This window comes from uncultured Sphingomonas sp. (assembly GCF_964237335.1).
Lineage (GTDB): Bacteria > Pseudomonadota > Alphaproteobacteria > Sphingomonadales > Sphingomonadaceae > Sphingomonas.
The window spans coordinates 14,777-38,648 of record NZ_CAXSHM010000018.1; the positions used below are offsets into that span (position 1 = coordinate 14,777).

Sequence of the window (23,872 nt, forward strand, 5' to 3'; positions counted from 1 at the left end):
TCCATTGCCCGTTCTATTCACAAATCGACGATCGGATCGGATCGATTGGCTTGCCAACTGCGGCGCGATAAACGGGGACGTTCCAATAGAACGGCCGGAACTCGACGATGCGATCACTCCGCACGCGCACCGTTTGGCTCATCGGCAGGTCGAGCGTCTCGCCCGTCCTCCGCGAGCGGGTGACCAGGCGGCAGATGGTCACCACCGTGTCGCCGTCGACGAACGAGCGGGCATCCGCGACCTCCAGCCGGTCAACGCGACGCTCATCCGCTTGGCCCAGTCCTCATAGCCCGCATGGCCGTGGAACTCGCCGCCCCAGGGCAAGTCGGGCGATTGGTGGAGCACGACGTCAACGTCGAGCGTCGCGGCCATGTCGGCGAAGTCCGCGTGCCCGGGCGGGCTTCCTGAGTTCATGTAGGCGTGCTCGGCCGCGTAGAAGCGGTTGACGACGTCGATCGACGAAGGGCCGGTCACATCGGCCTCCCGACGGTGCGCTGCGGCTCGACCGCGGTCACCTTCTTCACGTCCGCCATGACCCGCGCGGTATCCGGCGAGGCGAGCGCGGCGTTCATCGCCGCCTCGTCGCGGAACACGGTGGGTGCGATGGCGATGAGGCCGCCGCCGCCGCCCTGGGGAAAGAACCCGGACGCGCTGACCAGTCCGTGCGGACCCCAGCACTCGCGAACCAGCGGCAGGTGGACGTTGATCCAATGGTCGCGATCGAACGGCGTGTCCGCGTCGCCTGCGTAGGTCACGTACATGGTGATCATGCCCAGCTCTCCTCGCTCGGCACGTCGAAGGCGTTGAGCGTGATCGACACCTGCGCGTACAGGCCCACCCAGAAGACGAGCTCGTTCAGCCCGCCTTGCCCGAACCGGTCGCGAGCGGCGCGGTAGGTTGCGCCGGAGAGCACACCGCCGGCGACCAACGCGCTCGCCACATCGTAGGCGGCCGCCTCATCCCGGCTGAGGTCGGTCGGGCGCTCGCCCGCCGCGATGGTCGCGACCTTGGCCGCATCCATCCCCTCGCTCGCCGCCGTCGCGGCGTGGGCGTACAGCTCATAGGCGGCCCGGTAGCGCGCGCCGACGACCAGGATCGCGACCTGCTTGGCGGGCTCGGGCAGGCATTGGAGCGCCGTCACCGCCGCGATCTGGTCGTAGTGCGCCTGACCCACCGCGGGTTCGTGCAGGAAAACGCCCCAAGGGCCGAGCAGCGCGCCGTCATCCCGAGCGGTTGTGAACGCAGTGAAGCCGTGAGCGATCTGCTCGCGGTTGCGATCATAGAGCGCCCTCTGCTCGGGCGTGAGCTGGTCGGGCGGGATGGACGGCAGGCGCACGGGCATGGCGATCTCCTTTGAAGTCAAGGATCAGGCATTGAAGTCGGTGGCGAGCGCGTCGGCCTTCCATGCGCCCATGTCCTTGCGGAACGCCTCGTACTTGCGGTCGATGGTTTCGTGGACGAGCTTGCCGAGCGGAAGGTGCAGCGGCGGGTCGGCGGCTTCGACCGCCTTCAGGATGACGGCGACGCCCTTGTCGGGATCGCCCGCCTGCTGGCCGTCGTTGGTCTCGCGATAGTGACGGCGCTTGCCGGCCGTCTCGCGGTAGGCCGCGATCTCGTTGGCTGCGGTCGCGATCGAGCGGCCAAGAAAATCGGTGCGGAACGGACCGGGTTCGACGATGACGACCCTGAGCCCAAGCGGCGCGACCTCCTGCGCCAACGCCTCCGACACGCCCTCGACCGCGAACTTGGTCGCGCAATAGAGGCCGCTGCCGGCGCCGCCCGCGATGCCCGCGCCCGACGAGAAGTTGACGGTGCGGCCCGCGCCGCTCTGTGCCGCCCGCTCGCGCAAGGCGGGCAGCGCGGCCCGCGTGGTCTCGATCAGCCCGAATACGTTGGTCTCGAACATCGGGCGGTACTCGTCGGGCGTGCCCTCCTCGACCGCGCCGACGAACCCGAACCCGGCGTTGTTGACCAGCACGTCGAGGCCGCCGAACGTGGTGCGCGCGATCTCGACCGCCGCCGCGACGTCGCCCGGCTGAGTTACGTCGAGCTTCGCGGCGCAAACGGTGTCGGGAAAGCGCGAGGCGAGCTCCGCGAGCGCGGCGGGATCGCGCGCGGTCGCGACCAGCCGGTCGCCGCGTACCGCGACCGCTTCGGCCAGCACCTTGCCGAAGCCGGTCGAGCAGCCGGTGATGAGCCAGGTTTTCATGGGGGCTTGCTCCTTCATGCCGTCAGCAGGCGGTCGGGGGTGATCGGGAGCTCGCGCACGCGCTTGGCGGTGGCGTGCCACACCGCATTGGCGATCGCGGGCGCGACGCCGCACAGCCCGAGCTCGGCCGCCCCCTTGGTCCCGAGCGGGTTCAGCAGATCGTCGCGCCCTTCCACGAACAGCGCGTCGAGTTCGTGGATGTCGGCGTTCACCGGCACGATGTATTCCGCGATGGTGCCGTTCGCGACGCGGCCGAGCGCCTCGTCCCACTCCGTCTCTTCCAGCAGCGCCATGCCGATGCCGCCGACCATGCCGCCGATCGCCTGGCTATGCGCGAGACGAGGATTAACGACGCGGCCGATGTCGTAGGCACCAATGATGCGGCGGACGTGAATGGTGCAGAGGTCGGGGTCGACGCGCACTTCCGCGAACACCGCGCCGAAGCCGTTGCTGGCGTATTTCTTCTTGTCGGCCGGATCGGGTGCGGCATCCGCCTCGGCCGAGAGGCGGTCGAGCCCCGCTCGTCGCAGCAACGCCGCGCCGTCCGACGCGCGTCCGCCGAGCTCGGCCAGCTTTGCGCCGAGCGCCGCGCACGCGGCCTGCACCGCGGGACCGACGCTCGACATGGTGGTCGAGCCGCCATGCTCCTTCGCCTTGGGGTAGGTGGAGTCGCCGAGCTGGAACCTCACCCGCCCGACCGGCAGGCCCAGCGCGTCGGCCGCGACCTGCGTCGCCGAGGTGTAGGTGCCCGGTCCCATGTCGGTCGTAGCACAGCGTACCTCGGCGTGACCGTCCGCGAACAGGGTTGCCGAGGCGGAGGTCGGGTAGCGTTCCGCTGGGTAGATCGCGGTCGCCATGCCGTAGCCGACCAGCTGGCGACCGTCGCGCATCGACCGCGGCGCGGCCGCACGCTCGCGCCAGCCAAACCGCTCCGCCCCTTGCGCGTAGCATTCGCGCAGGCGCTTGCTGGTCCAGGGCAGGTTCTTGCCGGGATCGCGATCGGCGTAGTTGCGCAGGCGCAGCTCGACGGGATCGATTCCGATCCGCTCGGCCAGCTCGTCCATCGCCATCTCCTGCCCAATCAGCCCGGTCGCCCAGCCGGGCCCGCGCATCGGACAGGGCGTGCCGATGTTCATCGGCACGAGCTTGTAGCGGGTGAGGAGGTTGGGGCAGGCGTAGGTGGTCTGCGCCGGGGTCAGCGCGGGCTCGGCGAACTCTTCGTACGTCGAGGTCTGGCCGACAATCTCATGCGTCAGCGACACGAGCTTGCCGTCGCGCTCCGCCCCGAGCGCGACATACTGCCGGCTCTCGCCCCGCGCGCCGACCTGCGTCGCCATCTGCCGCCGGGTCACCTCCAGCCGCACCGGCCGGCCACAAGCCCGCGCGGCCATTACCGCCAGCGTAACGTGCGGCCAGGTTCGCAACGCGGAGCCGAACGCGCCGCCGACGAACGGGTTGATGACGCGGATGTCGTCCGCCGGGATGCCGAACCGACGCCCGACCTCATCGCGCTCGTTGCCGACCCATTGCGTCTTGCTCCATAGGGTCAGCTTGCCGCCCCGCCATTGCGCGACCGTCGCGTGCGGCTCCATCGGATGGTGCTGCTCGCGAGCCTGCACATAGGTCGCCTCGACCTGCACCGGCGCGCGGGCGAGCGCCGCCTCCGCATCGCCGCGCCGGACCTCCGGCCCGCGACTCTTCTTCGCCGCGGCTTCAGACGTTGGCTGTGCGAGGCTGGGGTCGAAGCGCGTCCGCGCCACCAGGTCTGCCGCGTAACGCACCGCAACCAGCGACGCGCCCCACTCGGCCTGCGCCTGCGTGCGCGCGACCACCACCGCCACCGGCTGGCCGCTGAACGTGACTTCCGGCCCGTCGAGCACCCGCAGCTGTTCGCCTGATACCGGATCGACCGCCGGGCGCTCCTCCGCGGGATGGTAGGGAAGCTTCTCGGCATTGAGATGCGTGATGACCCGGATCACCCCCGGCGCGCGCTCGGCGGCGCTAGTGTCGATCGCCGCGATGTGGCCCGCGGCGATCGTACTGTCGGCGGTCGCGGCATAAAGCAGTCCGTCCGGATGGAACTCGGCCGCGTAGCGCGCTTGCCCTCGCACCTTGTCCGGCCCGTCGACACGGGTGAGCGGTTGGCCGATGACGGTCATGCCGCGCACTCCTCGATCGCGCGCGCGACGGTACGGCGGATCAGCTCGACCTTGTAGACGTTGCGCCCGTGCGTGACCGCGCCTTCGCCCGCGAGCGCGCCCGCCTCCCGCGCCACCGCCGGGCTGATAGTCCGCCCCCGCAACGCCGTCTCGACCCCCGGCAGCCGCCACGGCGTTGTCGCCACACCCGCGACCGCGACACGCGCATCGCGGACGACCCCATCCACCAAGTCGAGCGCGACCGCCGCGGAGGCCAGCGCCCATTCGAAGCTCGCCCGGTCGCGCACCTTGAGGTAATGCGAGCGCCAGCTGTCGGGCCGGGCGGGCAACAGGATCGCCGTGATCAGCTCGCCCGGCTCCAGCTGCGTCTCGATCCAGGGCGTATCGCCCGGCGGCCGGTGCAGCGCTGCGACGGGGATGCGCCGCTCGCCGCCCTCACCAGCGATCAGCAGCTCGGCGTCGAGCGCGACCAGCGCGTTGGCGAAGTCGCCCGCATAGGTCGCGATGCACTGGTCGCTGACGCCCAGCACGGCGTGGAGCCGGTTCTGCCCCGCGATCGCCGGACAGCCGCTGCCGGGCACGCGCTTGTTGCAGGGCGCGCCGGGGTCGCGGAAATAGCCGCAGCGGGTGCGCTGGAGCAGGTTGCCGCCGACCGTGGCGAGGTTGCGCACCTGCGCCGACGCGCTGGCGAGCAGCGCCTCGGACGCGGCCGCATACCGCTCGCGCACGATAGGATGCGCGGCGGCGTCGCTCATCCGGACCAGCGCGCCGATCCGCAGCCCCGCCTCGCCCGCCTCGATGCGGTCGAGCCCGGGCAGCGCGGTGATGTCCAGCACCTCGCCCGGCGTGCGCAAATGCTCGCGCATCAGCTGCACCATGTCGGTGCCGCCGGCGAAGAAGTCCGCGCCGGGCTCGCGCTGGCCGTCCGACCGGTGCCGCGCGCCGCTGGCGACCGCGGCGGCGAGCGTCGACGGGCGGGCATAGGCGAATGGACTCATGCCTTCGCTCCCGCTGCCTCGCGCACAGCCGCGACGATGTTGGAATAGGCACCGCAGCGGCACAGGTTGCCGCTCATCCACTCACGGATTTCATCGTCCGACCCGGTGTGCCCCTCACGGATGCAGGCGACGCCGCTCATGATCTGGCCGGGTGTGCAATAACCGCATTGGAACCCGTCATGCTCGACGAACGCGGCCTGTATGGGGTGCAGCTCGCCATCGGGAGCGAGCCCCTCAATGGTGGCGATCTCAGCGCCCTGCGCCATCACCGCCAAGACAAGGCAGGAGTTGACCCGCCGCCCGTCGAGATGAACCGTGCATGCCCCGCACTGCCCCAGGCCGCAGCCCTTCTTGGTGCCCGTGAGCTGGAGATGGTCGCGGAGCGCGTCCAGCAGGCTGGTGTGCGCGTCGAGGTCGGCAAGCCGGTGCTCCCGCCCGTTGATCTTCAGCATCACGTCGAAGCTGCGCCGTGCGACGGGCGCAGCCATCGCCGCCGCGGCCCCGAGCATCGCGTCACCCGCCATCACGCTTCCTCCCGCCACAGCCGACAAGGCGATCACCTCGCGTCGGGTCCAATCCGGCCCCGTCAAGCGCCGTTCCTCTCACCCGCGAGCCGATCGAGCCACGCCAGCACGGGAGCGAGCGCCGCGTCCGAGTTCTTCTCATAGATCAGCCCGTGGCCGTTTCCCTTGATGCCGAGTGCGGGCAGGTCAATCTGCTCGGCCACCGCACCGCCTGCCTGCAATAATGCGACGATCGGCGGGCTCGCCGGCGCAAAGGCGGAGGTCTCGCCGGTTACCACCGCGATCGGCAGGCCCGCGAGGTTGGGCAACCTAAGGGTAGTCGGGTCGGCCCTCTTGACCTCCTCGGGCGTGCCGCGTGGCGGATCGAAGGTGAGCGGCGTCGCGGTAAGCCCCCAGGCAAGTTCGCCAACGTTGGGAATGGTCGCGAACGGCGGCCCCATCGGCTCGACCGCGACGATCGCCTTGACGAGCCCAGGCCGCCGGTCTGCGACCAGCCACCCGACCGGACCGGACGCCGAGTGCGTCAGGAGGATCGCGGGGCCAATCAGGTCGAGCAGCCGGGCGAGCCGGTCCGCCTCCATATCCTCGGAGAAGGCGAGGTCGGCGGGCAGCGGCCCGTAGCCGGCGATGAAGGCGTCCATCGCGGCCTCATCGTCATCGGCGAAGGGCCATTGCGTGTGGCGGGGCTGCTGGTCCGGCGGGAAGTAAATCTTACGCCCGTTCTCGTATGAGAATGGGGGTCCCATCGCGCCGGTCGTCTCCGGGTGGAAGGGCGAGCGGCCTTGGCCCGGCCGGTCGACGACGACGGCGGCATAGCCGGCCTCGACCAGTCGCTGCGCCCAGCCGGGACGACCGTCGGGCGTGGTCAGCCACTCGGTCCCCTGGTAACCGCCGCCGTGGACCAGCACGATCGGCCACAGCTGGGTCACCGACTCCGGCGCTTCCCATTGCGCGAACAGCGGACCGCGCTGGTAGGTCTCGTCATCTACCCTCACGCGCTCGCCGGGAACCCAGAACTGCCCCTGACGAATGGTGCGTACGGCGGCGGCAGCCCAGAACTGGCTTGAGGCTTGATCTGACATGCTCCGGCAACACATCCAGTCCGAGGTTGTTGCGTCGCCGCAAGAATGCCGAATCCTAACGCAAGATATCCCTCAAGCGCGTGCCGCCTCGCGCCACCCCTTTGGCGTCGTGCCGAACCTGCGTGAGAAGGCGGAGGTCAGCTCGGCGCTCCGCGAGTAACCGCTCAGGGCCGCGATCGTGCCGATGTCGAGGTCGGTGGCGGCGAGCATCGACTGCGCGGCCTTGAGCCTCAACTGGAGCAGGAAGGCGTGCGGCGTCCGTCCTACCTTCTCTCGGAATAATCGGACGAAGTGGAACTTGCTGACTCCGGCTTCGGCCGCAAGCTCGTCCAAGGTTGGCGGGTTCGACAGCCTCGAGCTCATCATCTCGAGCACCCGGGCGATGCGGCGATCGCTGATCACGCCGGCGTCGAGCGTCAGCCGCTCCGCGTCCGCGCGGCCCGAATGGAAGCAGACGAGATGCGCTGCCAGCCAGCGCGCGGTCGCCGCCGCGTAAAGGTCGGCGGCACCGCTCGCCATCGCCTCCACCAGCCTTTTCGCCGTGTGGCAGATCAGCGGATCGTGAAAGGCCAGGGCGTTGAGGTTGACGTCGCCCGAACGTTGGCCAGCCCGTCGATACTCGTCGACGGCCTCATCAAGCAACAAGTGCGGAAGGTAGAGGTTGGCCTTGTCGAAGCGGCCGGAGTTTCTGTTTACGCAGCGGCGCAGGCGATCCGTCCTGTCGCCTGGCGTCGTGCCGACGGTCCCAGGCTCGTAGACCGTCCTACGCCAGAGGCCGTCGGCGAACGCCTCGATGTGCTGCTCGCCCTTCAGCATGACCACGATCGTCTGGTCGGGCGTGGAAGCGGTCTCGAACTCTCCCTCCGACGGTTGCACGCGGTGATGGTCGACCAAGATCGAGGTCCACCCGACCGACCGACTGCTGCCGACGAGCGTACCGCTCAAGGCCGAGCTGCACTGAAGGCTCTGGGAAGCGATCATCCTCCCACGATGGCGGCTTGAAAGGCGGGCACGATACAGAGGGGGCGGAAGGCGGCGATCCGCTCGTCGCGCACGTGCACGAGGTGCGCAATGGACAGGTCCAGTGTCTCGCCGTCCGCGCCTAAGTACGCGCCCTCCGCCGCGTCGAAGGGGGCGAACACCGCCTTTAGGTTATTCACAGGACTACCTCGCCGCCGTCGGGATCGGCGCGGAACACCGCCTCGCCGCCGACACGGAACGAGTCCGCAGTCGCGAACGTGTCCTCCATGAACTGCATGTGCGTCACCCGCCCGTCGGTCACCCGCGCGAGGATCGCGAACGGCGAGGTCACGATTTTGCCGAGGGATTTCGATCGATAGGTGAAGCGGCCGAACACGGCCGCCCGGTCGCCCGTCTCCAACTCGTCTTCGACCGTTAATTCTTCGTTCGACCAGTAGCGGCCGACCTGCTCGTAGGTGGCGACCACCGCCCGCCCGCCATCGTGGCTGGTGCCGGCCCAGGGCATCAACCGCTTCAATGAAGGATTGTCGTGGTTCAGCGACACATAGGTCGCGTCTGGGGCAACCAGCTTCTCGACCGAGGCTAGGTCCGTGGGCTTGTCCAGGATCGCACGAATGACCTCCAGAGGCGTTTTCGTCATGCCAATTTTCCTGCAGCTGATTTATGGAACGGTCTATCTACAAGAGAGTTCCCTGTCTATGCGAAACGCGGACCACGGGCGAAGCCCGGCGAAGGTGGCGATCACCGGAGCGGACACTGACGGAGTGCGCTGGGGAGCGTGGCGCTGATGGTGCGGACCGGTCGGCCTCGCGAGTTCGACAGGGATCAGGCGCTCGCCGCAGCGACCGAGCTATTCTGGAGACATGGCTTCGAGGGCACATCGCTGGCGCAGTTGCGCGAGGCGATGGGGGGCATTTCGTCGGCGAGCTTCTATGCCGCGTTCAAGTCGAAGGAGGCATTGTACCGCGAGGTGCTCGCGGCGTATCTCGCCGGCCACGGAACTGTGGTCGCTCCCCTGACCGACGAGCGCTTACGCCCACGCGATCGCATTGAGCAGGCTCTGCGAAGGTCGGCGCGGATGCAGACGGACCCTGCGCACGCGCCGGGCTGCTTTGTCGTCCTGTCAGCGACGATCGGCTCCCCCGAGACGGCTGAACTGAGGGCGATCACCGCCGAGGTCAGGGCGGGGAACCGCCGCGCCATTGCCGCTTGCGTCCAGGCTGGGGTGGATGCGGGCGATCTGCCTTCGGACGCGGATACGGCGGCGCTCACCGCACTGTTCGACACGCTGCTCGTCGGTCTCGCGCTTCAGGCGATCGACGGCACGCCCGCGGGCGCGCTGGACGCGGCGATGGCAAACGCGCTGGTCGCCTGGGATTATGCTCGGACAGCGCAAGTGCACGGTCAGCCGAGAGGCATGAAAACCGTCTGAGCGCGAGCAGCGACGCCATCCGACTGCCGGAATGCCTTCATCGCAGAGTGATAGTGGCAATCAGAGCGCGGTGACGTAGGAGTAATACGCCCGGTGTCATGCAGTGACCTGTGCCCATGCTCGCGTGCCGATGGCGGTGATACGGTCTGGCTGCTGGACGAGCCAGGCCCAGGCATCGCAGCAGGCGTCGACGATGGCGTCGACGATGGCGAACACGCGGTTGCTGAGCTTGTTGCCGCGCAGAAAGGCCCAGACGTTCTCGACCGGGTTCAGTTCGGGGCTGTAGGGCGGCAGGTGCAGCAGGGTGATGTTGTCCGGCACGCGCAGGTTGCCGCCGGTCTGGTGCCAGCCCGCGCCATCGACGATCAGCACGGCATGCGCGCCGGAGCTGATCGCGGTGCTGATCTCAAGCAGGTGCAGGTTCATGGCGCTGGTGTTGGCATGGGGCAGCACCAGGGCAGCGCCCGTGCCCCGGGCCGGGCAGATGGCGCCGAACAGGTAGCACCACGCGTAGCGCTGGTCGCGCGGTGCCGCCGGGCGTGAGCCGCGCTCCGCCCAGATGCGGGTCAACGTGCCCTGCTGGCCGATCCTGCGCTGTTGCTGCAGTCGGTGTTCACCTTCCCGCGATCCAATCAGTTAGCCGGAATGATCCCACAAGCAAGGTAAACCGCCCCGGGTTTGTCGGAGGCTCCAACTTCTGAGAAGGTGGAGCAAGCACGCCGAACGACGCTCCTCAGGAGCATTGGCGCAAGCCGTTCAGCCGGCTTCGTATCGGCTTAGCTCCAGACCCGATCCGACGGGCAGCAGGACGCTCGACATGCCGGGTTTGGCTCGGATGGCGGCGGCGTATTGGTGGACATCAGCGCCCCCGGGATAAATCATGTTATCGGCGACGATGAGCGCGCCATCGGCCAGCTTGGGGTAGAACGCCTCCAGGCACGGGACGTATAGGTCCTTCCAGAGATCGACCAGGACGAAATGGATTCGATCGCGAAGCTCGTCGATGAGTTGGACCGCGTCGCCGGTCCGGAACTCGATGAAGGAGGCGAGCCCCGCCTCCGTCGCCATGCGGCTCGCGATCTCGGCCTTGTGCGGGTGCAGCTCCATCGAGATCACCCGGCCGCCTGCAGCCCTTGCCGCGTCTGCGAGCCAGATGCCGGAGTAGCCGAATGACGTCCCGAGCTCGAGAACCAGCGGCTTGTCGAGGCTTCGGACGAGGAGGTACAGCAGCTGCCCGGTCTCGGGTCCGACGGCCAGCAACGGCTCGTGGCGACCGCCCGGGACGAGCGGCTCGCGACGCTGCATGCTGTCGTGGTATCGCGCGAGAACTGCGCTTACCGCATGATCCATCGTTGTTGTCCTTAAAGGTGGGACGACGGTCCTGGCGACCAGACGCTGCCAAATAGGCGACGGTCGAGCGACAGCGCGCCGCCCCCGCGAACCAGAAGGTATGCCGCCACGGCGGCCATCAGCAGCGGATACTCCATGCCGCCTTCCGCCCAGTCCCACTTGGGGAAGTGCACGCCGAAGGCGGCCACGAGGAGATCGACGATCACGGCGACGGCGGCGAGCCTCGTCGCCATTCCTACGGCCAGCGCGGCGGCGCCAACGGTTTCGACCAAGGTCACCAGCATGGCCAATGCGCCGGACAGCGGCAGGTGCATCCTGCCGCCGATGATCTGGACGAGCGCCGCGTAGCTGTCGGGAGCGCCGCTATGAGGCAAGTGGAGCAGCTTGGGCACTCCATGCGTCATCAGCGTCAGCGCCAGCCAGATGCGCAGACCAAGGTACGCGATCGGCTCGGCTCGGATTGAGGTCGGATCGGGCGCGGCGAGCAGCGCCCGCAGTCCTCGCGATGCGGTCCCGGCTGTCACCGGCGCACCGGCGCGACGCCGAGCGGCAACGCGTACACCGTTACCGGCGGACGCACCGCGTCCTTGCCCCCGTTCATGCCCGCTGTGCGGTCCAGCTGCGAGGCAGCCATGAGTAGCTCGCCCCGATCGCTGATCCACATCGCGTCGGGCCAGGCCAGCCGCTGATCGGCGATCAACGTCGCGATCCTGCCCTCGGGGCTGACGGTCAGGATGCGCGAGCGATCGGTGTCGCTGAAGTACATCGTCCCGTCTCCGGCGATGGCGGTGCCGCCCGTGGTCGGCGTCGCCGCGAAACGCTGGACGTGGCGCGAGAGCTCACCCCCGTTGCCAGGGTCGTCGAGGAGCCTGGTCTCGATCCGAGACAGGCCGCCGTCGCACGGCTGGAAGTAAAGCCAGCGCCCGTCCGGTGACACTTCAAGCTGGTCGGCGTGGACGAACACCGGCCGCCCATTCGCTCCGCGCAGCTCGCGACCCTCCGCGCGGATCGGACGCCTAGCGGTCGTGCTCGGGTCGCCGTCGAGCACGCGCCGGGCGTGCCCGGTCGCGAGGTCAAGCACGATCAGACCCGGCTCGCGCGCGTCGGTGAAATAGGCGTGGCCGCCGTTGAATCGGACATCGTCGACGAAGGTCCGCGGCTTCGCCGCTGCTGCCAGGTCGTAGACGCGGCTGACCTTGTTGGTGGCGAGGTCGACGCGGATCAGCCGCGCAGCGCCGGGCACGGCCGGGTCCGCGATGCTCGGGCTGCCGCCGTCCACTACCCAGAGCGCGCCGTCCGGGCCGACGCGGATCGCGTTGACGTTGACGAAGTGCCCGTCGGGCGGTCCGCTCGCGTTCCAGTCCGCGTTGGGATACGGCACGGGCCTGCCGTCCAGCACCTCTATCAGGTGCGGCTCGCCGGGCTTGCGGGGCTGGACCGGCAGGAACAGCCTGCCCGAAGCGCTCTGCGTCACCCCGTTTACGACGAGGTCGGAGGAGAAGATCGGGCGCAACGCGCCGGGTGAGGTCGCGGCGCTCGCGCCGGTCAACAGCGTCAGCGCCATCGCTGCCGTCACCAATATTCGTCCCTTGCGGGCGCGAGCGTCTGTCATCGACACCTCCTCACATCAGCTTGTCGAGCGTGATTGGCAGTTCCCTGATCCGCTTTCCGCACGCGTGGTGGATCGCGTTGGCGACCGCCGCCGCCACGCCCGTGATGCCGATCTCGCCCACGCCGCGCGCGCCCATCGGCGCGTGCGGGTCGGGGATGTCGGTCCAGATCACGTCGATCTCGGGCACGTCCATGTGAACGGGGACGTGGTATTCGGCGAGGCTGGGGTTGAGGATGCGCCCGTTGCGCTCGTCGACCTGCGTCTCCTCCATGAGCGCCTGGCCCAGCCCCATGATCATGCCGCCGCGCAGCTGGCTCGCCGCGGTCTTGGCGTTCAGGATCCGACCGCAATCGTAGGAGCCGAGGAGACGTCGCACGCGCGGCTCGCCCGTGACCGCGTTGACGGCCACCTCGCAGAAGACCGCTCCGTAGGAGTGCATCGACCAATGGAGGAGTTCGAGCGGCGGCGGTGCGGAGGCTTCAACGCACACCTCGTCGCGTCGCGCGCGCGCGAGAATGGAGCCGTAGCTCTCCTGGCGGGCCGGCTCGTCCAGGTTGGCCAGCCCCCCGTCGCGCCCACTCACCTCCTCAGGTTTCAGCCCGGCGAGTGGAGAGTCGTTGCCGGCGAGCTTCAGCAGCTCCGTCACCAGCGCCCGGTGCGTTGCGATCACCGCTGCGCCGATCGAGGCGGTCTGCTGAGACCCGCCCGCGACCACGACGCCGGGCAGCGAAGAATCGCCGTAGCGGAAGGTGACCTGGTCGAGCTCGAGGCCGAGCCGCTCGGCGCAGACCTGCGTCTGCACAGTAGCGGTGCCCATACCCATCTCGTGCGCAGCGAGCTCGACCACGGCATGGCCGTCGCGGCGAAGCGTGATCCGCGCGGCACCGCCTGCCATGCGCTGGTATGGGTAGGCCGCGGCGGCGCAGCCTAGCCCGACCAGCCACTCGCCGTCGCGCGTCAGGCCCGGCCCAGGCGTGCGGGCGCGCCAGCCGAACCGATCCGCTCCCGCGCGCCATGCTTGCGCCGACCGGCGCGACGAGAAACAGAAACCCGAGAGCGGATCCTTCTCCGGCTCGTTCAGCAGCCTGAGCTCAACCGGGTCGATGCCGAGCCGCTCCGCCAGTTCGTCCACCGCGCATTCGAGCGCGAAGCCGCCTACCGACTCGCCGGGCGCGCGCATGAACGTATTGGCGATCGTGTCCATGTTCGCCGCGCGCACGCCCAGGTGTATGGCATCGGCGCGATAGGTGACCTTGGCGGGGTTGGTGAACGGCTCGGGCAGCGCGCCGTGCGTGGTCGTGGAGGACGCGCCCGTGTGGATCAGCGCGACGAACCGGCCGTCCCCGGTCGCGCCGATCGCGACGCGCTGCTCGGTCTGGGCGCGCCCGCCTACGACGCGATACACGCCCTCGCGCGACAGCGTCATCCGAACCGGCCGGTCCGCCAGCCTGCTCGCCGCCGCAGCCAGAATCTGGTGTTGCCATAACGTCTTGCCCCCGAACCCGCCGCCCACATAGGGCGAGCTGACGCGGACCTGCTCCTCCTTCAGCCCGAACACCTGCGCCACCGACCAGGCTACGTTGGACACGAGCTGCGTCGTGTCATGAAGGTGCAGCCGGTCGCCGTCCCACGCCAGCGTCACCGCATGCGGCTCAATCGCATTGTGGTTGTGCCTCGGCGTCCGGAACACCGCGTCAACGCTGAACGGCGCGGCGGCGAGCGCGGCTTCGGCGTCGCCGACGCGCTGCTCGGGCGCCTCGCCGACCACGCTGTCGGGCTTGCGTTCTTGCGCGATCGCGCGGTCGAATGCGGTCGTCGCGGGCGCCTCGTCATACGTCGCCGTGATCAGCGACTTGGCGTGGTCGGCCTGTTCCTGCGTCTCGGCCAGCACGATCGCGATCGGCTGCCCGTTCCAGTGCACGCGGTCGTCCTGCATAACGGGCAGGTCGTCTCCACAAGCCGCCTTTTCGCTCGTGAGAAACTTGGGCGGTGCCTTCATCTTCGGCGCGTTCCGGTGCGTCATCACCAGCACGACGCCTGGTGCAGTCTCCGCCGCGGCCGTGTCGATCGCCACGATCCGACCCTTAGCCACCGTGCTGTAGGCGAGCGCGGCGTAGCACATGCGGTCAAGCGACACCTCTGCCGCGAAGGTCGCCCGGCCAGCCACTTTGAGCGGTCCATCGATCCGCGACACGGGCTTGCCGAGATGGCCATGCTGGTGCCGGATCAGCGGGTCGGGCGTGCCGCCCGGCACCAAACCGTCCGGGGCCAGCGCGACCGCTTCTTTGACCAGCGACTGCGCGGCCTCGCTGAACATGCTCATGGCTGGCTCCTCCGCTCGCGCGCGCTCATCGCTTCAGCCTCGGGAACAGGTCACGTGCGTTGTCGAAGAGGATGCGCTGACGGAGCGCGTCGTCGAACAGGTCGGCTCCATCGATCGCGTCGGCCAGCTTGACCGCGTTGTCCCCGGGCGTGAACGGCCAGTCGCTACCATAGTGGATGCGCCCGGGATCGGCGATGTCGAGCAGCGCGCGGGCAAGCGTCGGGATCGGCGACCCGGCGAGGTCGTAATGGAGTGCCCGCAGCGTCCCGAACACGTCCTCGCGGGTCAGCGGGGGGTCGATATCGAGGTTGTGCGCCTGATCGGCGATGCGCTGCGCCACCACGGGCAGCGCGGCCCCCGCGTGCGGGACGATGACCCGAATGCCCGGGAAACGCTCCAGCGTCCGGTGGTAGATCATGTCGGTGATTGCGCGCGTCGTCTCGAAGATGAACTCGATGATTGGACGCGGCTGGCCGAAGGCGAGTCCGAGACATCCGCCGCACCCGGGCGAGGTCGGGTGGACGAACACGACCGCCCGCCGCCGGTCGAGCACCTGCATGAGCGGGTCGAGCGCGGGGTCGCCGAGATAAAGGCCACCGTGGTTGGTTTCGATCGTCACCCCGTCGGCCCCAAGCTCGTCGAGAGCGTGGATTGCCTCGCTGATCGATCCCGCGATGTCCGGCAGCGGTAGCGCGGCGAACAGGCCGAACCTGCCCCGATGCTTGCGGACCAGCTCACAGCCTTGCCGATTGCACGATCGCGCCAGCTCGCGCGCGGCCCGGTCGTCGCCGTAATGCACCCCCGGCGATGAGATCGACAGCATCGCGGTGCGGATCGACAACTTGTCCATCAGCGCGAGCGCCGCGGCTTCGCTCCACTCGGGCAGGGCGGGCATGCCATCGGGATGCTGCTCGCCTGCAGCGAGCGCCGCGCTGCGGTAGTCGTCGGGCAGGTAATGCGCGTGGACGTCGATCCGCGACGGTCTGGTTCGGCCACCGGTCATGCCGCGGCCCTCTGCGCGAAGGCGCCGGGATGCATGCCGGCGAGCAGCCTGTCGACCCTGAACGGCAGGTCGGTCAGGCGGACCCCGGTCGCATGGAAGATGGCGTTGCCGATCGCGGCCTGCCCACCGATCGAGCCCACCTCGCCCATGCCCTTGATGCCGAGCGGGTGCGCGCGGGTGTCGTCCTCTTCAATGATAAGTGCCTCGATCCCGGCAATGTCGGCGTTGACCGGAACCAGCGCTTCCCCGAGGCTGCGGTTCATCCACATGCCCGTGCGCGGGTCCATGACGGTCTCCTCTATCAGCGCCTGGCCCAGGCCCCAGACCATGCCCCCGATCAGCTGGCTACGAACGAGCAGGGGGTTGATCGCCCGGCCGCCCGCGAACGCGCCGATGTAGTTCACCACCTGGACGTGCGCGGTCTCAGGATCGACCAGCACCTTCGCGAACTGCGCGCCGAAGCTGAACCGGGCATATTTGCTGTGGCCCATGGTGCGCCCGGTGACCGCCTCATGTTCGATCTTGCCGTCGGGATGGCGCGTCATCAGCGCCGCGACCGTCTCCGACGCACCGTCCGTGGCGAGGATCACGCCGTCAGCGATCGTCAGCTCTGCGGACTTGAGCTTGTGAAGCGGCGAACCCTGGTCGGCGACCGCGCGCTTCAGCAACGCCTCGCGCACTCCGGTCGCCGCCTCATGAATCGCCGCGCCGTTGGTCAGCGTCGTCATCGAGCCGACGGTCATGCCGCCATAGGGCAGGCGCGTGTCGCCATATTCGAGCGTGACCTGCTCTACCGGCAGCCCCAGCGCCTCAGCGCCGATCTGGGTCAGCGCCGTGATCATCCCCTGCCCGATCTCGTGCGCGGCGGTCTGCACCACCGCACGGCCGTCTCCGCCGACGATGCAGCGCGCGACCGCGGGCATGTGCTGCACGGGGTACATGGTCGTCGCGACGCCGAAACCGACGAGATGTCTGCCGTCGCGCATCGAGCCGACCACCGGATTCCGGTCGAACCAGCCGATCCGCTCCCCCGCCGCCTGATAGCAGGCCTTGAGCGACTTGGACGACCATTCGTGGCCGCTGTCCGGCTCGACGTCGGCGTGATTGCGCAGGCGCAGCTCCAGCGGATCGATGCCGATCCTATGCGCGAGCACGTCGATCGCGGTCTCGACCCCTGTCGCGTCCGCGCCCGCGCCGGGCCCGCGCATCCAGCCGGGCGCGCCGGTGTCGAGCCGCGCGGATTGGGTGTGGATGTGGATGTTGGGGCAGGCGTACAATTTGCCAGCGACCTCGCCGACGGGTTCGATGTAGCTGCCCTTCGCGCCCTGCGCGACGACAGCGTCGCGGATCAGCGCGGTCAGTTTGCCCTCCGCGTCGGCGCCGAGCCGTACGCGTTGCGTCAACTCGCCGCGGAACGGCATCATTGTGAAGACGCTGGCCCGGTCGAGCACGAGCTTGACCGGCGCGCCGGCCAGCTTAGCCGCCATCGCCACCAGGAGGAGGTGGCCGTTGGCGTTCTTGCCCCCGAACGCGCCGCCTGCCGGCGGTGCGACCACCCGGACCTTGTTGTTGAACTCGAACTTGCCCAACACCTGCGCGATCATGCGCGGCAGTCGCTCCTTGAGCGGGAAGCCGAACGCCTCGCCCAAGATCACCGCGTCGTTGTAGCTGAATTGGGTCGGCACGTGGACGGTCAGCCCGCCATCGGCATCCCAGACTGCTGCCGCCGCGCCCGGCTCCATGGCGTTGTGATGGTGCGGCGAGGTCGTGATGGTCAGGTCCACCTGATGCGCTGCCGCCGCGAACCCGTCCTCCGCGTGGCCGACCACGACCTGCCCGGGCGTGCCCGCGCCGACCGCCTTGGCGTCCTCCGCGCGACCGCCGCCCTGCGCGAGCGTGAACGCCTTATCCGGCTCCGGCGCGGAGTAGTGGACCTCGACCAGGTTTGCCGCCTCGATGGCGTGCTGCAACGTGTCCGCGACGAGGATCCCGACGCACTGACCGCCGTAGCGGATCACGTCTTCCTGAAGCGGGAGCAGCTCGGCGATCTCCGCCCCGACCATCGACATGACCTTGTTCAGCCGGGGGGCGTTGCGATGCGTCAGGAGCAGCCTGACGCCCGGCGCGGCGAGCGCGGCCGTGTCGTCGAAGCTGGTGATGCGGCCGCTCGCCTGCGACGCGGTGATCGGCACCGCATGCAGCATCGCCTCCCTCTCAACGCCGAGCATCGGGCCGTCGGTGTCGCCCGCGTAGCGCAGCCGGCCGGTCACCTTGTCGCGCGCTTCCACGCGACGCGGCGCGCGGGCGATTGTCTCGGGGGAGAGCGGGGCAGCGAGGGTATCGGTCATGTCAGGCGATCCGCTTGTCGGACTGGATCTGCGGTGTGCCGTGTGCGGCCTGTGTGCAGGCGCGGGCGATGACGCGCGGCGCGAGCGCGAGCTTGAAGTCGTTCGCACCCTGCCCCCGCGCGCCGGCCAGCAGCGCGTCCGCGACGTCGCCGAAGTCGCCGTCGACCGGCTTGCCTGCGAATAGCGCGTCAGCCTCGGCCACCCGCCACGGCTTGTGCGCGACGCTGCCCAGCGCGATCCTGCCCTCGCGCACGATGCCGTCTTCGACCCGCATCACCACCGCGGCGGACACCAGCGCGAAAGCGTAGGACTGCCGATCGCGCAGTTTGAGGTAAGTGTGGTTGGTCGCGAAGCCCTGCGCCGGCAGATCGATCGCGGTGACGATCTCGCCGGGTCGCAGGTTGTTGTCACGCCACGGCTCGTCGCCAGGCAACCGATGGTAATCGCCGATCTCGATGACCCGGTCTCCCTCGGGCCCGGTCACGCACACCTTCGCCTCGAGCACCGCTAATGCGGTGCACATGTCGGACGGGAAGGTCGCGATGCACTGGTCGCTCGCGCCTAAGATGGCGTGGATGCGGTTGAACCCGCCGACCGCGCCGCAGCCCGTTCCGGGCGCGCGCTTGTTGCAGGGCGTGGCGACGTCGTAATAATAGTAGCAGCGGGTGCGCTGGTTGAGGTTGCCACCATTGGTGGCTGCGTTGCGGAGCTGCGCGCTGGCACCCGCCAGGATGGCCGAGGTCAGCACCGGGTAGCGCGTTTGGACGCGCAGGTCGTAGGCAGTGTCGGCATTGGTCGCTAGCGCGCCGAGCCGCAATCCACCATCCTCGCGTTCCTCTATAGCGCGCAGCGGCAGCGCGTTCAGGTCGATTACCTCCGACGGTCGCGCGACCTGATACTTCATCAGGTCGACGAGGTTTGTGCCGCCGGCGACAAAGGCGGTAGCTGATGCGCCGCCCCGCGCAATCGCGTCCGCCAGGCTCGTCGCGCGCACGTAAGCGAACGGCGTCATGCCCCCGTCTCCCGCCCGATCTGCTCCATGATCGCGTCCGCGATGTTGGGGTAGGCGCCGCAACGGCACAGATTGCCGCTCATCAGCTCGGTCACCTCCTCGCGCGTGCGGGCGTGCCCTTCGCTGAGCAGGCCCACGGCCGAACAGATCTGCCCCGGCGTGCAATAGCCGCACTGAAAGGCGTCGTGCTCGACGAACGCCTGCTGCATCGGGTGGAGCGTGTCCCCGTCCGTCAGCCCCTCAATCGTGACCACCTTCGCGCCCGGGCGCGTCACGGCGAGCGCCAGGCAGGAGTTGATCCGCTTGCCGTCGACTAGCACGGTGCAGGCCCCGCACTGGCCGTGGTCGCAGCCCTTCTTGGTGCCGGTCAGGTCCAGATGCTCGCGCAACAGGTCGAGCAGGGTCGTCCAGGGGGCGATCTCCAACACCCGCCGTTCGCCATTGATGGTCAGCTCAAGCCCCTCGACCACGGCATCCGTCCTCGTCGCCATCAGCCCTCTCCCCTCCCATCCGCACGCGCCACCGAGGCGTTCGCCGAAGGTGCCCGATGCGCGGCGACGCGCACTTTCAGCCATGTCGTGGCGTTCTCGCCCGCGAGCATGCCTAGCAGCCCGACCAGCGCCACCAGCGGCGGTGCCGGCGGCACCACACGCAGCAGCGCGTAGATGGCACCGACCGCAATCCCCAGCAGGAGCGAGACGGCGTAGCTCACCGGCTGACTTCCGGTGACGGATGCAGCAGTTCCGCGAAGCCGATCCGGTGCAGGAACTGCTCACGGACGCGGTCCACGACCGGGAAGGTGACCTTGGAGCCATCGTTGGCGGGGTCGATGACGGTCCGGAAGGGTCGTCGCCCGACCGGCGACCGCGCGATCTTCGCCACCACGCGGCCGATCTCGGAGGGGTCGGAGTCGGGCGGGTCCGTCGCGGCGAGCGCCTTCTGCATGCGACCGGCGAACCCGTCCGGCCACGCTGCCGTGAAGGCGTCCGCCCGCTTCTTGTCCTCGGGTTCACCCGCATGGGCGAAATGGTTGGTGCCTTTGGTGTAGGCACCGGGAACGACGATCGCCGTCTCGATCCCAAAGGGTGCCAGCTCGCGCGCGTAGGAGACGGCGAGCTGGTCCATCCCCGCCTTGGCGGCGAAATATGGGCCAAGCAGCGGCGGGACGCCGCCCATGACGCTGCTGCTGGAGATCCAGACCAGGAGGCCGGCCCTCGCCTCGCGCATATGGGGCAGCGCCGCCCGGTGGACCCGCTGCGTGCCGAGCACGTTCACATCGTAGAGCTGGGCGAGCTGGTCGGGCGTGAACGCCTCCAGCGGTCCCCACACCATATGCCCGGCGTTATGGACCAGCACGTCGAGCCGTCCATGCTCCCGGATGATGTCGGCAATCGCGGCATTTGCGGAGTTCTCGTCCTGGACGTCGAGTTCGATCGTACGAAGGTCGACACCCTTCTCCCGTGCCTCGCCCGCGATCTCCGCGACGGTCCCGGCGTTCTTGCCGCTGATCTCGCGCATCGAGGCGTAAGCAGTCAGCCCGGCGGCGGCGAGTTCGCCCGCGATCATGCGGCCAAAGCCGCTCGACGCTCCGGTGACCAAGGCGATCTGTGCCATGATCGTTCTCCCTATATAATGCCGCCGTTGACCCGGAGCACCTGTCCGTTGATCCAGCCGCCATCCTCCGACGCGAGAAGAGAGACGGCGCCCGCGATGTCGTCAGGCTCGCCCAGCCGACCTAGCGGCGTCCGGGCGACGATGGGCTTGATCTCATCGTCGCTCTTGCCGTCGAGGAAGAGCTTGGTCGCGACCGGACCTGGGGCAATCACGTTGACCGTAATTTTCTTCGGGCCGAGCTCCTTCGACAGAATGTGGCTCATCGCCTCGATGCCGGCCTTGGTAGCGGCGTAGGCGGCGTAAGTCGGCTGATACAGGCCGACCACGCTGGACGAGAAGCTGACGATCCGGCCACCCTCGCGAAGGCGCTTGGCAGCCTCGCGCAGACCATTGAACACACCCTTCAGATTGATGGCGATCGTCTGGTCGAACAGCTCGTCCGTCGTCTCGGCCATGGGCGCAAGCTTCATGATGCCGGCATTGTTGACCAGCACGTCAACCCCGCCGAACGCTTTGGCGGCGTCGTCGAAGAGTTGCGCCACTGCGGCGGGGTCGCTCACGTCGGCGCGCACCGCGATCGCGCGGCCGCCGGCACGCTCGATCTTCTCAACCAGTGCCTCGGCCGGCTCGGATTTGCTGGAGTAGTTGATGACAACCGCCAGGCCGTCCGCGGCAAGCCGCTCCGCGACGGCCGCACCGATCCCCTGCGACGATCCGGTGACGATCGCCGCGCGCGTTTGAGTAGCCATTACTCGTCCTTTCGGAGATGTGATCTTGCCCGGTCGAGCGGCGATCAGCTCGGTCCGGACTTAGCCTGCATCCGCTTCATGGCGGCGAGATCGAACACCTCGTCGGCGCGACCGAAGCCGCCATCGACGACCTCATCGACCAGTACCATCGTGTAGGGCCGGACGCCCTCGCCGAAGTAGGAAGCGAAGAGATCGGTGGTGCGATGGATGATCTCCGCCTTCTGTTCCGCGGTGATCATGCCCTGAGGAATCTTGTAATTGGCGAACGGCATTGGAAATCTCCTTCGGGGTAAAGTTGTCAATCTGAGGTGGTAACTAGAAGGCGGTTACGCGGCTCCGATCTGCTGGCGCCAACCCGCCCAGTCTTCGAGATGCCAGGTGTGGGTAATGCGCCCGTCTTCGATGTGGTGCATCTCGTGCATGTCGATCTCGAAGCGCTTGTTCGTGGCCGGAACCCCCATCCAGTCCCCAACGTGTCGCCCGCTCAGCGTCAGCCGCACCGCCGCGCGCCCGCGCGACCCGACCACCTCCTGCGGCGTAATACTCAGGTCCGCGAACGCGGCGAGAAATGCTGTCACCATCGGCTTCATGCCCGCCAGGCCGGGTTGCTGCCCGGGCGCCATCGGCGTGTCGTGCCAATCGTCGGCCAGAGCGTCGTTCAGCAACTCGGGATCGCCAGAGTTGAAGGCGCGATAGAGCGTCTCAATCGTTTGGCGGTCGTTCTCGCTGAGCTCGTGAGTATCTGCTGAGGCAATGTTGAGCATGCGACCCTCCACTTCTCGAGAGACAATACTCTCGATCTGAGTTATGGTCCTCATCGATTATTGGTATGTGAGCATATCAGCGCTGTGGATTTGCATGGAATTGATCTGAACCTGCTGGTCGCCTTCGACGCGCTTATGGCCGAGCGCAGCGTCACCAAGGCGGGCAGGCGCATCGGCCGGACGCAACCGGCCATGAGCGCCGCATTGTCGCGCCTTCGCAGGCTGTGGGACGACCAGTTGTTCGTTCGCGGTCAGGATGGCTTGCAACCCACCCCACGCGCGCTCGAACTGTCTGAGTCGCTCGGCCCGGCGCTTGACACCATCGGACGAACGCTGGGCTTCGCGCAGGAGTTCGAGCCCGCAATGTCGCGCGTCACCCTCAACGTCGCGCTTCAAGAACACGGCGCGTTCAAGCTCCTCCCGAAGCTTGTCCGGCGTCTTCACGAAAAGGCGCCAGCGACGAAGCTGGCGGTGCGCGCCTACACGGCGAGGGATGAGGCCATCGCGCTGCTGGATGCGGGTGAGGCGGACGTCGCCGTTGGCGTGCCGCCGTCCAGCGCACCGGGTCGCATCTTCGTGCGACCGCTGTTCGAAGAGCCCTACGTGTGCGTCGTCCGTATCGGACACCCGGCGGCAGACGGCCCGCTGACACTGAATCGCTTCCTCGCGCTCGAGCATCTGCTCGTGTCTCCGGAGGGTGATCGCTTCGGCCACACCGATACGGTGCTCGCCGAGCGCGGGCTGAAACGCTCGCTCGCGATCACGCTCACTCAGATGTACGCGGCTCCCGCGCTTGTCGCCGGCTCGGACTTGATCGCCACACTAATGCTCGGCGTGGTGGACATCTCCGGCTACGCGGACCGGCTGGTCACATTGGAACCACCGCTTCCACTCGCGCCCTGCCCTTATGTCATGTGCTGGCATCGCAGAAACGACGCCCATCCGGCGCAACGATGGCTGCGCGACTGCATCGTTTCGGTCGGCTGACACGACGACTGAACAAGGCGATCCGGGCTTACCGCCGCGCCTCACCGTGGCGTTAGCCGGTTTGTGCCGAGCGGATCGCGTCGGCCAATTGATCAGCAGCCGCGAGCGGCGAGAGGTGGCCCGGGCCGGGCATCACAACGAACTCCGTGCCGGGTGTGACCTTGCCGAAGGCGTCGCGGAGCGAGTCCTCAGGCTCTCCCTTATCAGCCGATCCGACGATGACCCAAACGGGAACGGCGATCAGGACCCGCATCCGCAGCCCCGCGCCGGAGACGCGCGCCGCCACGCCGGTCGCGCTTACCCGCTTCGGCTTGGCGGGCGGGACCGACCGTCCGATCACGCGCGGCCCAGCCACCTCGCCGCGGCGTCCGCGGTATCGTTCGGCTCGGTATTGAACGCGATCGGAGTGCCCGGTGCGGCCTTGCAGATCGCGTTGACCACTCTCTCGAAGAGTCGGAGGTTCGCGGCCGGGACCCGGACGCCGCCGCCGATCACGACGCAGTCCCAGGGCTCCGCTAATGCCTCGATGATCGCGGCCTCCGCGCCGTCGGCCAGGATTGGGCAGAAGCCCGGCTCCCAATCCCGCGACCGCATGTCGGACATGGTCGCCTCGATGCCGGCCGCGATCTTCTCACGAGTTGTGCCAGGGGGAAGATCAGGATCAAAGGTATCGACTGCTCTGGGCTCGATGCCAATCAGCAGAACGCGTGTCATTGCCTCACTCC

Annotated in this window: 29 protein-coding genes and 1 pseudogene; 2 read left to right on the forward strand and 28 right to left on the reverse strand. The window is 68.4% G+C overall.

All coding sequences use genetic code 11. From position 1 onward, the window contains the following. Window positions 1-13: 13 nt before the first annotated feature. The 12 genes from ACFE65_RS10485 to ACFE65_RS10540 form a co-directional block, all read right to left on the reverse strand. Window positions 14-205 (reverse strand): hypothetical protein, encoded by a 192-nt coding sequence (locus ACFE65_RS10485; protein WP_375382312.1) that lies wholly within the window; start codon window positions 203-205, stop codon window positions 14-16. After that, on the reverse strand, window positions 199-474 hold the full coding sequence (locus ACFE65_RS10490) for a hypothetical protein (protein WP_375382313.1): 276 nt from the start codon (window positions 472-474) through the stop codon (window positions 199-201). The genes ACFE65_RS10485 and ACFE65_RS10490 overlap by 7 nt, the downstream gene beginning before the upstream one ends. Continuing rightward, window positions 471-770, reverse strand: coding sequence for an EthD family reductase (locus ACFE65_RS10495; RefSeq protein ID WP_375382314.1), 300 nt, complete (start codon window positions 768-770; stop codon window positions 471-473). Before ACFE65_RS10495 ends, ACFE65_RS10490 begins: the two co-directional genes overlap by 4 nt. After that, window positions 767-1,342, reverse strand: a complete 576-nt coding sequence (locus tag ACFE65_RS10500; protein ID WP_375382315.1) for a carboxymuconolactone decarboxylase family protein — start codon at window positions 1,340-1,342, stop codon at window positions 767-769. Before ACFE65_RS10500 ends, ACFE65_RS10495 begins: the two co-directional genes overlap by 4 nt. Before the next feature lie 24 nt (window positions 1,343-1,366). Next, a complete protein-coding gene (locus ACFE65_RS10505) occupies window positions 1,367-2,209 on the reverse strand; it encodes an oxidoreductase (RefSeq protein WP_375382316.1) in 843 nt (280 codons plus the stop codon). A 14-nt stretch (window positions 2,210-2,223) separates the two neighbouring features. Then, entirely contained in the window at window positions 2,224-4,368 is a 2,145-nt protein-coding gene (locus ACFE65_RS10510) for a xanthine dehydrogenase family protein molybdopterin-binding subunit (protein WP_375382317.1), read from the reverse strand. Continuing rightward, complete coding sequence (locus ACFE65_RS10515) at window positions 4,365-5,366, reverse strand: FAD binding domain-containing protein (protein ID WP_375382318.1); 1,002 nt, start codon at window positions 5,364-5,366, stop codon at window positions 4,365-4,367. Before ACFE65_RS10515 ends, ACFE65_RS10510 begins: the two co-directional genes overlap by 4 nt. Then, window positions 5,363-5,956: a (2Fe-2S)-binding protein gene (locus ACFE65_RS10520; RefSeq protein ID WP_375382319.1), complete on the reverse strand. Its 594-nt coding sequence runs from the start codon at window positions 5,954-5,956 to the stop codon at window positions 5,363-5,365. Before ACFE65_RS10520 ends, ACFE65_RS10515 begins: the two co-directional genes overlap by 4 nt. Further along, complete coding sequence (locus ACFE65_RS10525; RefSeq protein WP_375382320.1) at window positions 5,953-6,972, reverse strand: alpha/beta fold hydrolase; 1,020 nt, start codon at window positions 6,970-6,972, stop codon at window positions 5,953-5,955. The genes ACFE65_RS10520 and ACFE65_RS10525 overlap by 4 nt, the downstream gene beginning before the upstream one ends. A 72-nt stretch (window positions 6,973-7,044) precedes the next feature. Further along, window positions 7,045-7,917, reverse strand: coding sequence for a helix-turn-helix domain-containing protein (locus tag ACFE65_RS10530; RefSeq protein ID WP_375382321.1), 873 nt, complete (start codon window positions 7,915-7,917; stop codon window positions 7,045-7,047). A 32-nt stretch (window positions 7,918-7,949) separates the two neighbouring features. Then, on the reverse strand, window positions 7,950-8,132 hold the full coding sequence (locus tag ACFE65_RS10535; protein ID WP_375382322.1) for a hypothetical protein: 183 nt from the start codon (window positions 8,130-8,132) through the stop codon (window positions 7,950-7,952). Further along, a complete protein-coding gene (locus tag ACFE65_RS10540) occupies window positions 8,129-8,593 on the reverse strand; it encodes a nuclear transport factor 2 family protein (protein WP_375382323.1) in 465 nt (154 codons plus the stop codon). Before ACFE65_RS10540 ends, ACFE65_RS10535 begins: the two co-directional genes overlap by 4 nt. A gap of 147 nt (window positions 8,594-8,740) precedes the next feature. Here ACFE65_RS10540 and ACFE65_RS10545 point away from each other — a divergent pair, with 147 nt between their 5' ends. Beyond that, window positions 8,741-9,385 carry a TetR/AcrR family transcriptional regulator gene (locus tag ACFE65_RS10545; RefSeq protein ID WP_375382324.1) on the forward strand — a complete coding sequence of 215 codons (645 nt, stop codon included), beginning with the start codon at window positions 8,741-8,743 and terminating at the stop codon, window positions 9,383-9,385. 96 nt (window positions 9,386-9,481) lie between these two features. Here ACFE65_RS10545 and ACFE65_RS10550 read toward each other — a convergent pair. The 14 genes and pseudogenes from ACFE65_RS10550 to ACFE65_RS10615 form a co-directional block, all read right to left on the reverse strand. Continuing rightward, window positions 9,482-9,982: pseudogene (locus ACFE65_RS10550) on the reverse strand (IS630 family transposase); the annotation flags it as partial. A gap of 159 nt (window positions 9,983-10,141) precedes the next feature. After that, window positions 10,142-10,735 (reverse strand): O-methyltransferase, encoded by a 594-nt coding sequence (locus ACFE65_RS10555; protein WP_375382325.1) that lies wholly within the window; start codon window positions 10,733-10,735, stop codon window positions 10,142-10,144. 11 nt (window positions 10,736-10,746) lie between these two features. Next, entirely contained in the window at window positions 10,747-11,259 is a 513-nt protein-coding gene (locus ACFE65_RS10560) for a DoxX family protein (RefSeq protein ID WP_375382326.1), read from the reverse strand. Then, complete coding sequence (locus ACFE65_RS10565) at window positions 11,256-12,347, reverse strand: SMP-30/gluconolactonase/LRE family protein (RefSeq protein WP_375382327.1); 1,092 nt, start codon at window positions 12,345-12,347, stop codon at window positions 11,256-11,258. The genes ACFE65_RS10560 and ACFE65_RS10565 overlap by 4 nt, the downstream gene beginning before the upstream one ends. 10 nt (window positions 12,348-12,357) lie before the next feature. After that, entirely contained in the window at window positions 12,358-14,670 is a 2,313-nt protein-coding gene (locus tag ACFE65_RS10570; RefSeq protein WP_375382328.1) for a xanthine dehydrogenase family protein molybdopterin-binding subunit, read from the reverse strand. Window positions 14,671-14,695: 25 nt separating this feature from the next. Beyond that, complete coding sequence (locus tag ACFE65_RS10575; RefSeq protein WP_375382329.1) at window positions 14,696-15,673, reverse strand: amidohydrolase family protein; 978 nt, start codon at window positions 15,671-15,673, stop codon at window positions 14,696-14,698. Continuing rightward, window positions 15,670-18,021: a xanthine dehydrogenase family protein molybdopterin-binding subunit gene (locus ACFE65_RS10580; protein WP_375382330.1), complete on the reverse strand. Its 2,352-nt coding sequence runs from the start codon at window positions 18,019-18,021 to the stop codon at window positions 15,670-15,672. Before ACFE65_RS10580 ends, ACFE65_RS10575 begins: the two co-directional genes overlap by 4 nt. Before the next feature lies 1 nt (window position 18,022). Then, window positions 18,023-19,033 carry an FAD binding domain-containing protein gene (locus ACFE65_RS10585; RefSeq protein WP_375382331.1) on the reverse strand — a complete coding sequence of 337 codons (1,011 nt, stop codon included), beginning with the start codon at window positions 19,031-19,033 and terminating at the stop codon, window positions 18,023-18,025. After that, window positions 19,030-19,524, reverse strand: a complete 495-nt coding sequence (locus ACFE65_RS10590) for a (2Fe-2S)-binding protein (protein ID WP_375382332.1) — start codon at window positions 19,522-19,524, stop codon at window positions 19,030-19,032. Before ACFE65_RS10590 ends, ACFE65_RS10585 begins: the two co-directional genes overlap by 4 nt. Next, the gene (locus ACFE65_RS10595) at window positions 19,524-19,745 is read right to left on the reverse strand and encodes a DUF1427 family protein (protein ID WP_375382333.1); all 222 of its coding nucleotides are present in this window, start codon (window positions 19,743-19,745) and stop codon (window positions 19,524-19,526) included. Before ACFE65_RS10595 ends, ACFE65_RS10590 begins: the two co-directional genes overlap by 1 nt. Further along, window positions 19,742-20,647, reverse strand: coding sequence for an SDR family oxidoreductase (locus tag ACFE65_RS10600; RefSeq protein WP_375382334.1), 906 nt, complete (start codon window positions 20,645-20,647; stop codon window positions 19,742-19,744). The genes ACFE65_RS10595 and ACFE65_RS10600 overlap by 4 nt, the downstream gene beginning before the upstream one ends. A gap of 11 nt (window positions 20,648-20,658) precedes the next feature. Further along, window positions 20,659-21,396, reverse strand: coding sequence for an SDR family oxidoreductase (locus ACFE65_RS10605; protein ID WP_375382335.1), 738 nt, complete (start codon window positions 21,394-21,396; stop codon window positions 20,659-20,661). A gap of 44 nt (window positions 21,397-21,440) precedes the next feature. Further along, window positions 21,441-21,668 carry a 4-oxalocrotonate tautomerase family protein gene (locus ACFE65_RS10610; RefSeq protein ID WP_375382336.1) on the reverse strand — a complete coding sequence of 76 codons (228 nt, stop codon included), beginning with the start codon at window positions 21,666-21,668 and terminating at the stop codon, window positions 21,441-21,443. 54 nt (window positions 21,669-21,722) lie between these two features. Then, window positions 21,723-22,160, reverse strand: a complete 438-nt coding sequence (locus ACFE65_RS10615) for an ester cyclase (protein ID WP_375382337.1) — start codon at window positions 22,158-22,160, stop codon at window positions 21,723-21,725. An 84-nt stretch (window positions 22,161-22,244) separates the two neighbouring features. On the opposite strand from ACFE65_RS10615, the gene ACFE65_RS10620 reads away from it, so the two are divergent. Next, window positions 22,245-23,147 carry a LysR family transcriptional regulator gene (locus ACFE65_RS10620; protein ID WP_375382338.1) on the forward strand — a complete coding sequence of 301 codons (903 nt, stop codon included), beginning with the start codon at window positions 22,245-22,247 and terminating at the stop codon, window positions 23,145-23,147. A 52-nt stretch (window positions 23,148-23,199) separates the two neighbouring features. Here ACFE65_RS10620 and ACFE65_RS10625 read toward each other — a convergent pair whose 3' ends face one another. Both ACFE65_RS10625 and ACFE65_RS10630 read right to left on the reverse strand, forming a co-directional pair. After that, complete coding sequence (locus tag ACFE65_RS10625; RefSeq protein WP_375382339.1) at window positions 23,200-23,433, reverse strand: hypothetical protein; 234 nt, start codon at window positions 23,431-23,433, stop codon at window positions 23,200-23,202. 50 nt (window positions 23,434-23,483) lie between these two features. Next, window positions 23,484-23,861 carry a hypothetical protein gene (locus tag ACFE65_RS10630; RefSeq protein ID WP_375382340.1) on the reverse strand — a complete coding sequence of 126 codons (378 nt, stop codon included), beginning with the start codon at window positions 23,859-23,861 and terminating at the stop codon, window positions 23,484-23,486. Window positions 23,862-23,872: the final 11 nt, after the last annotated feature.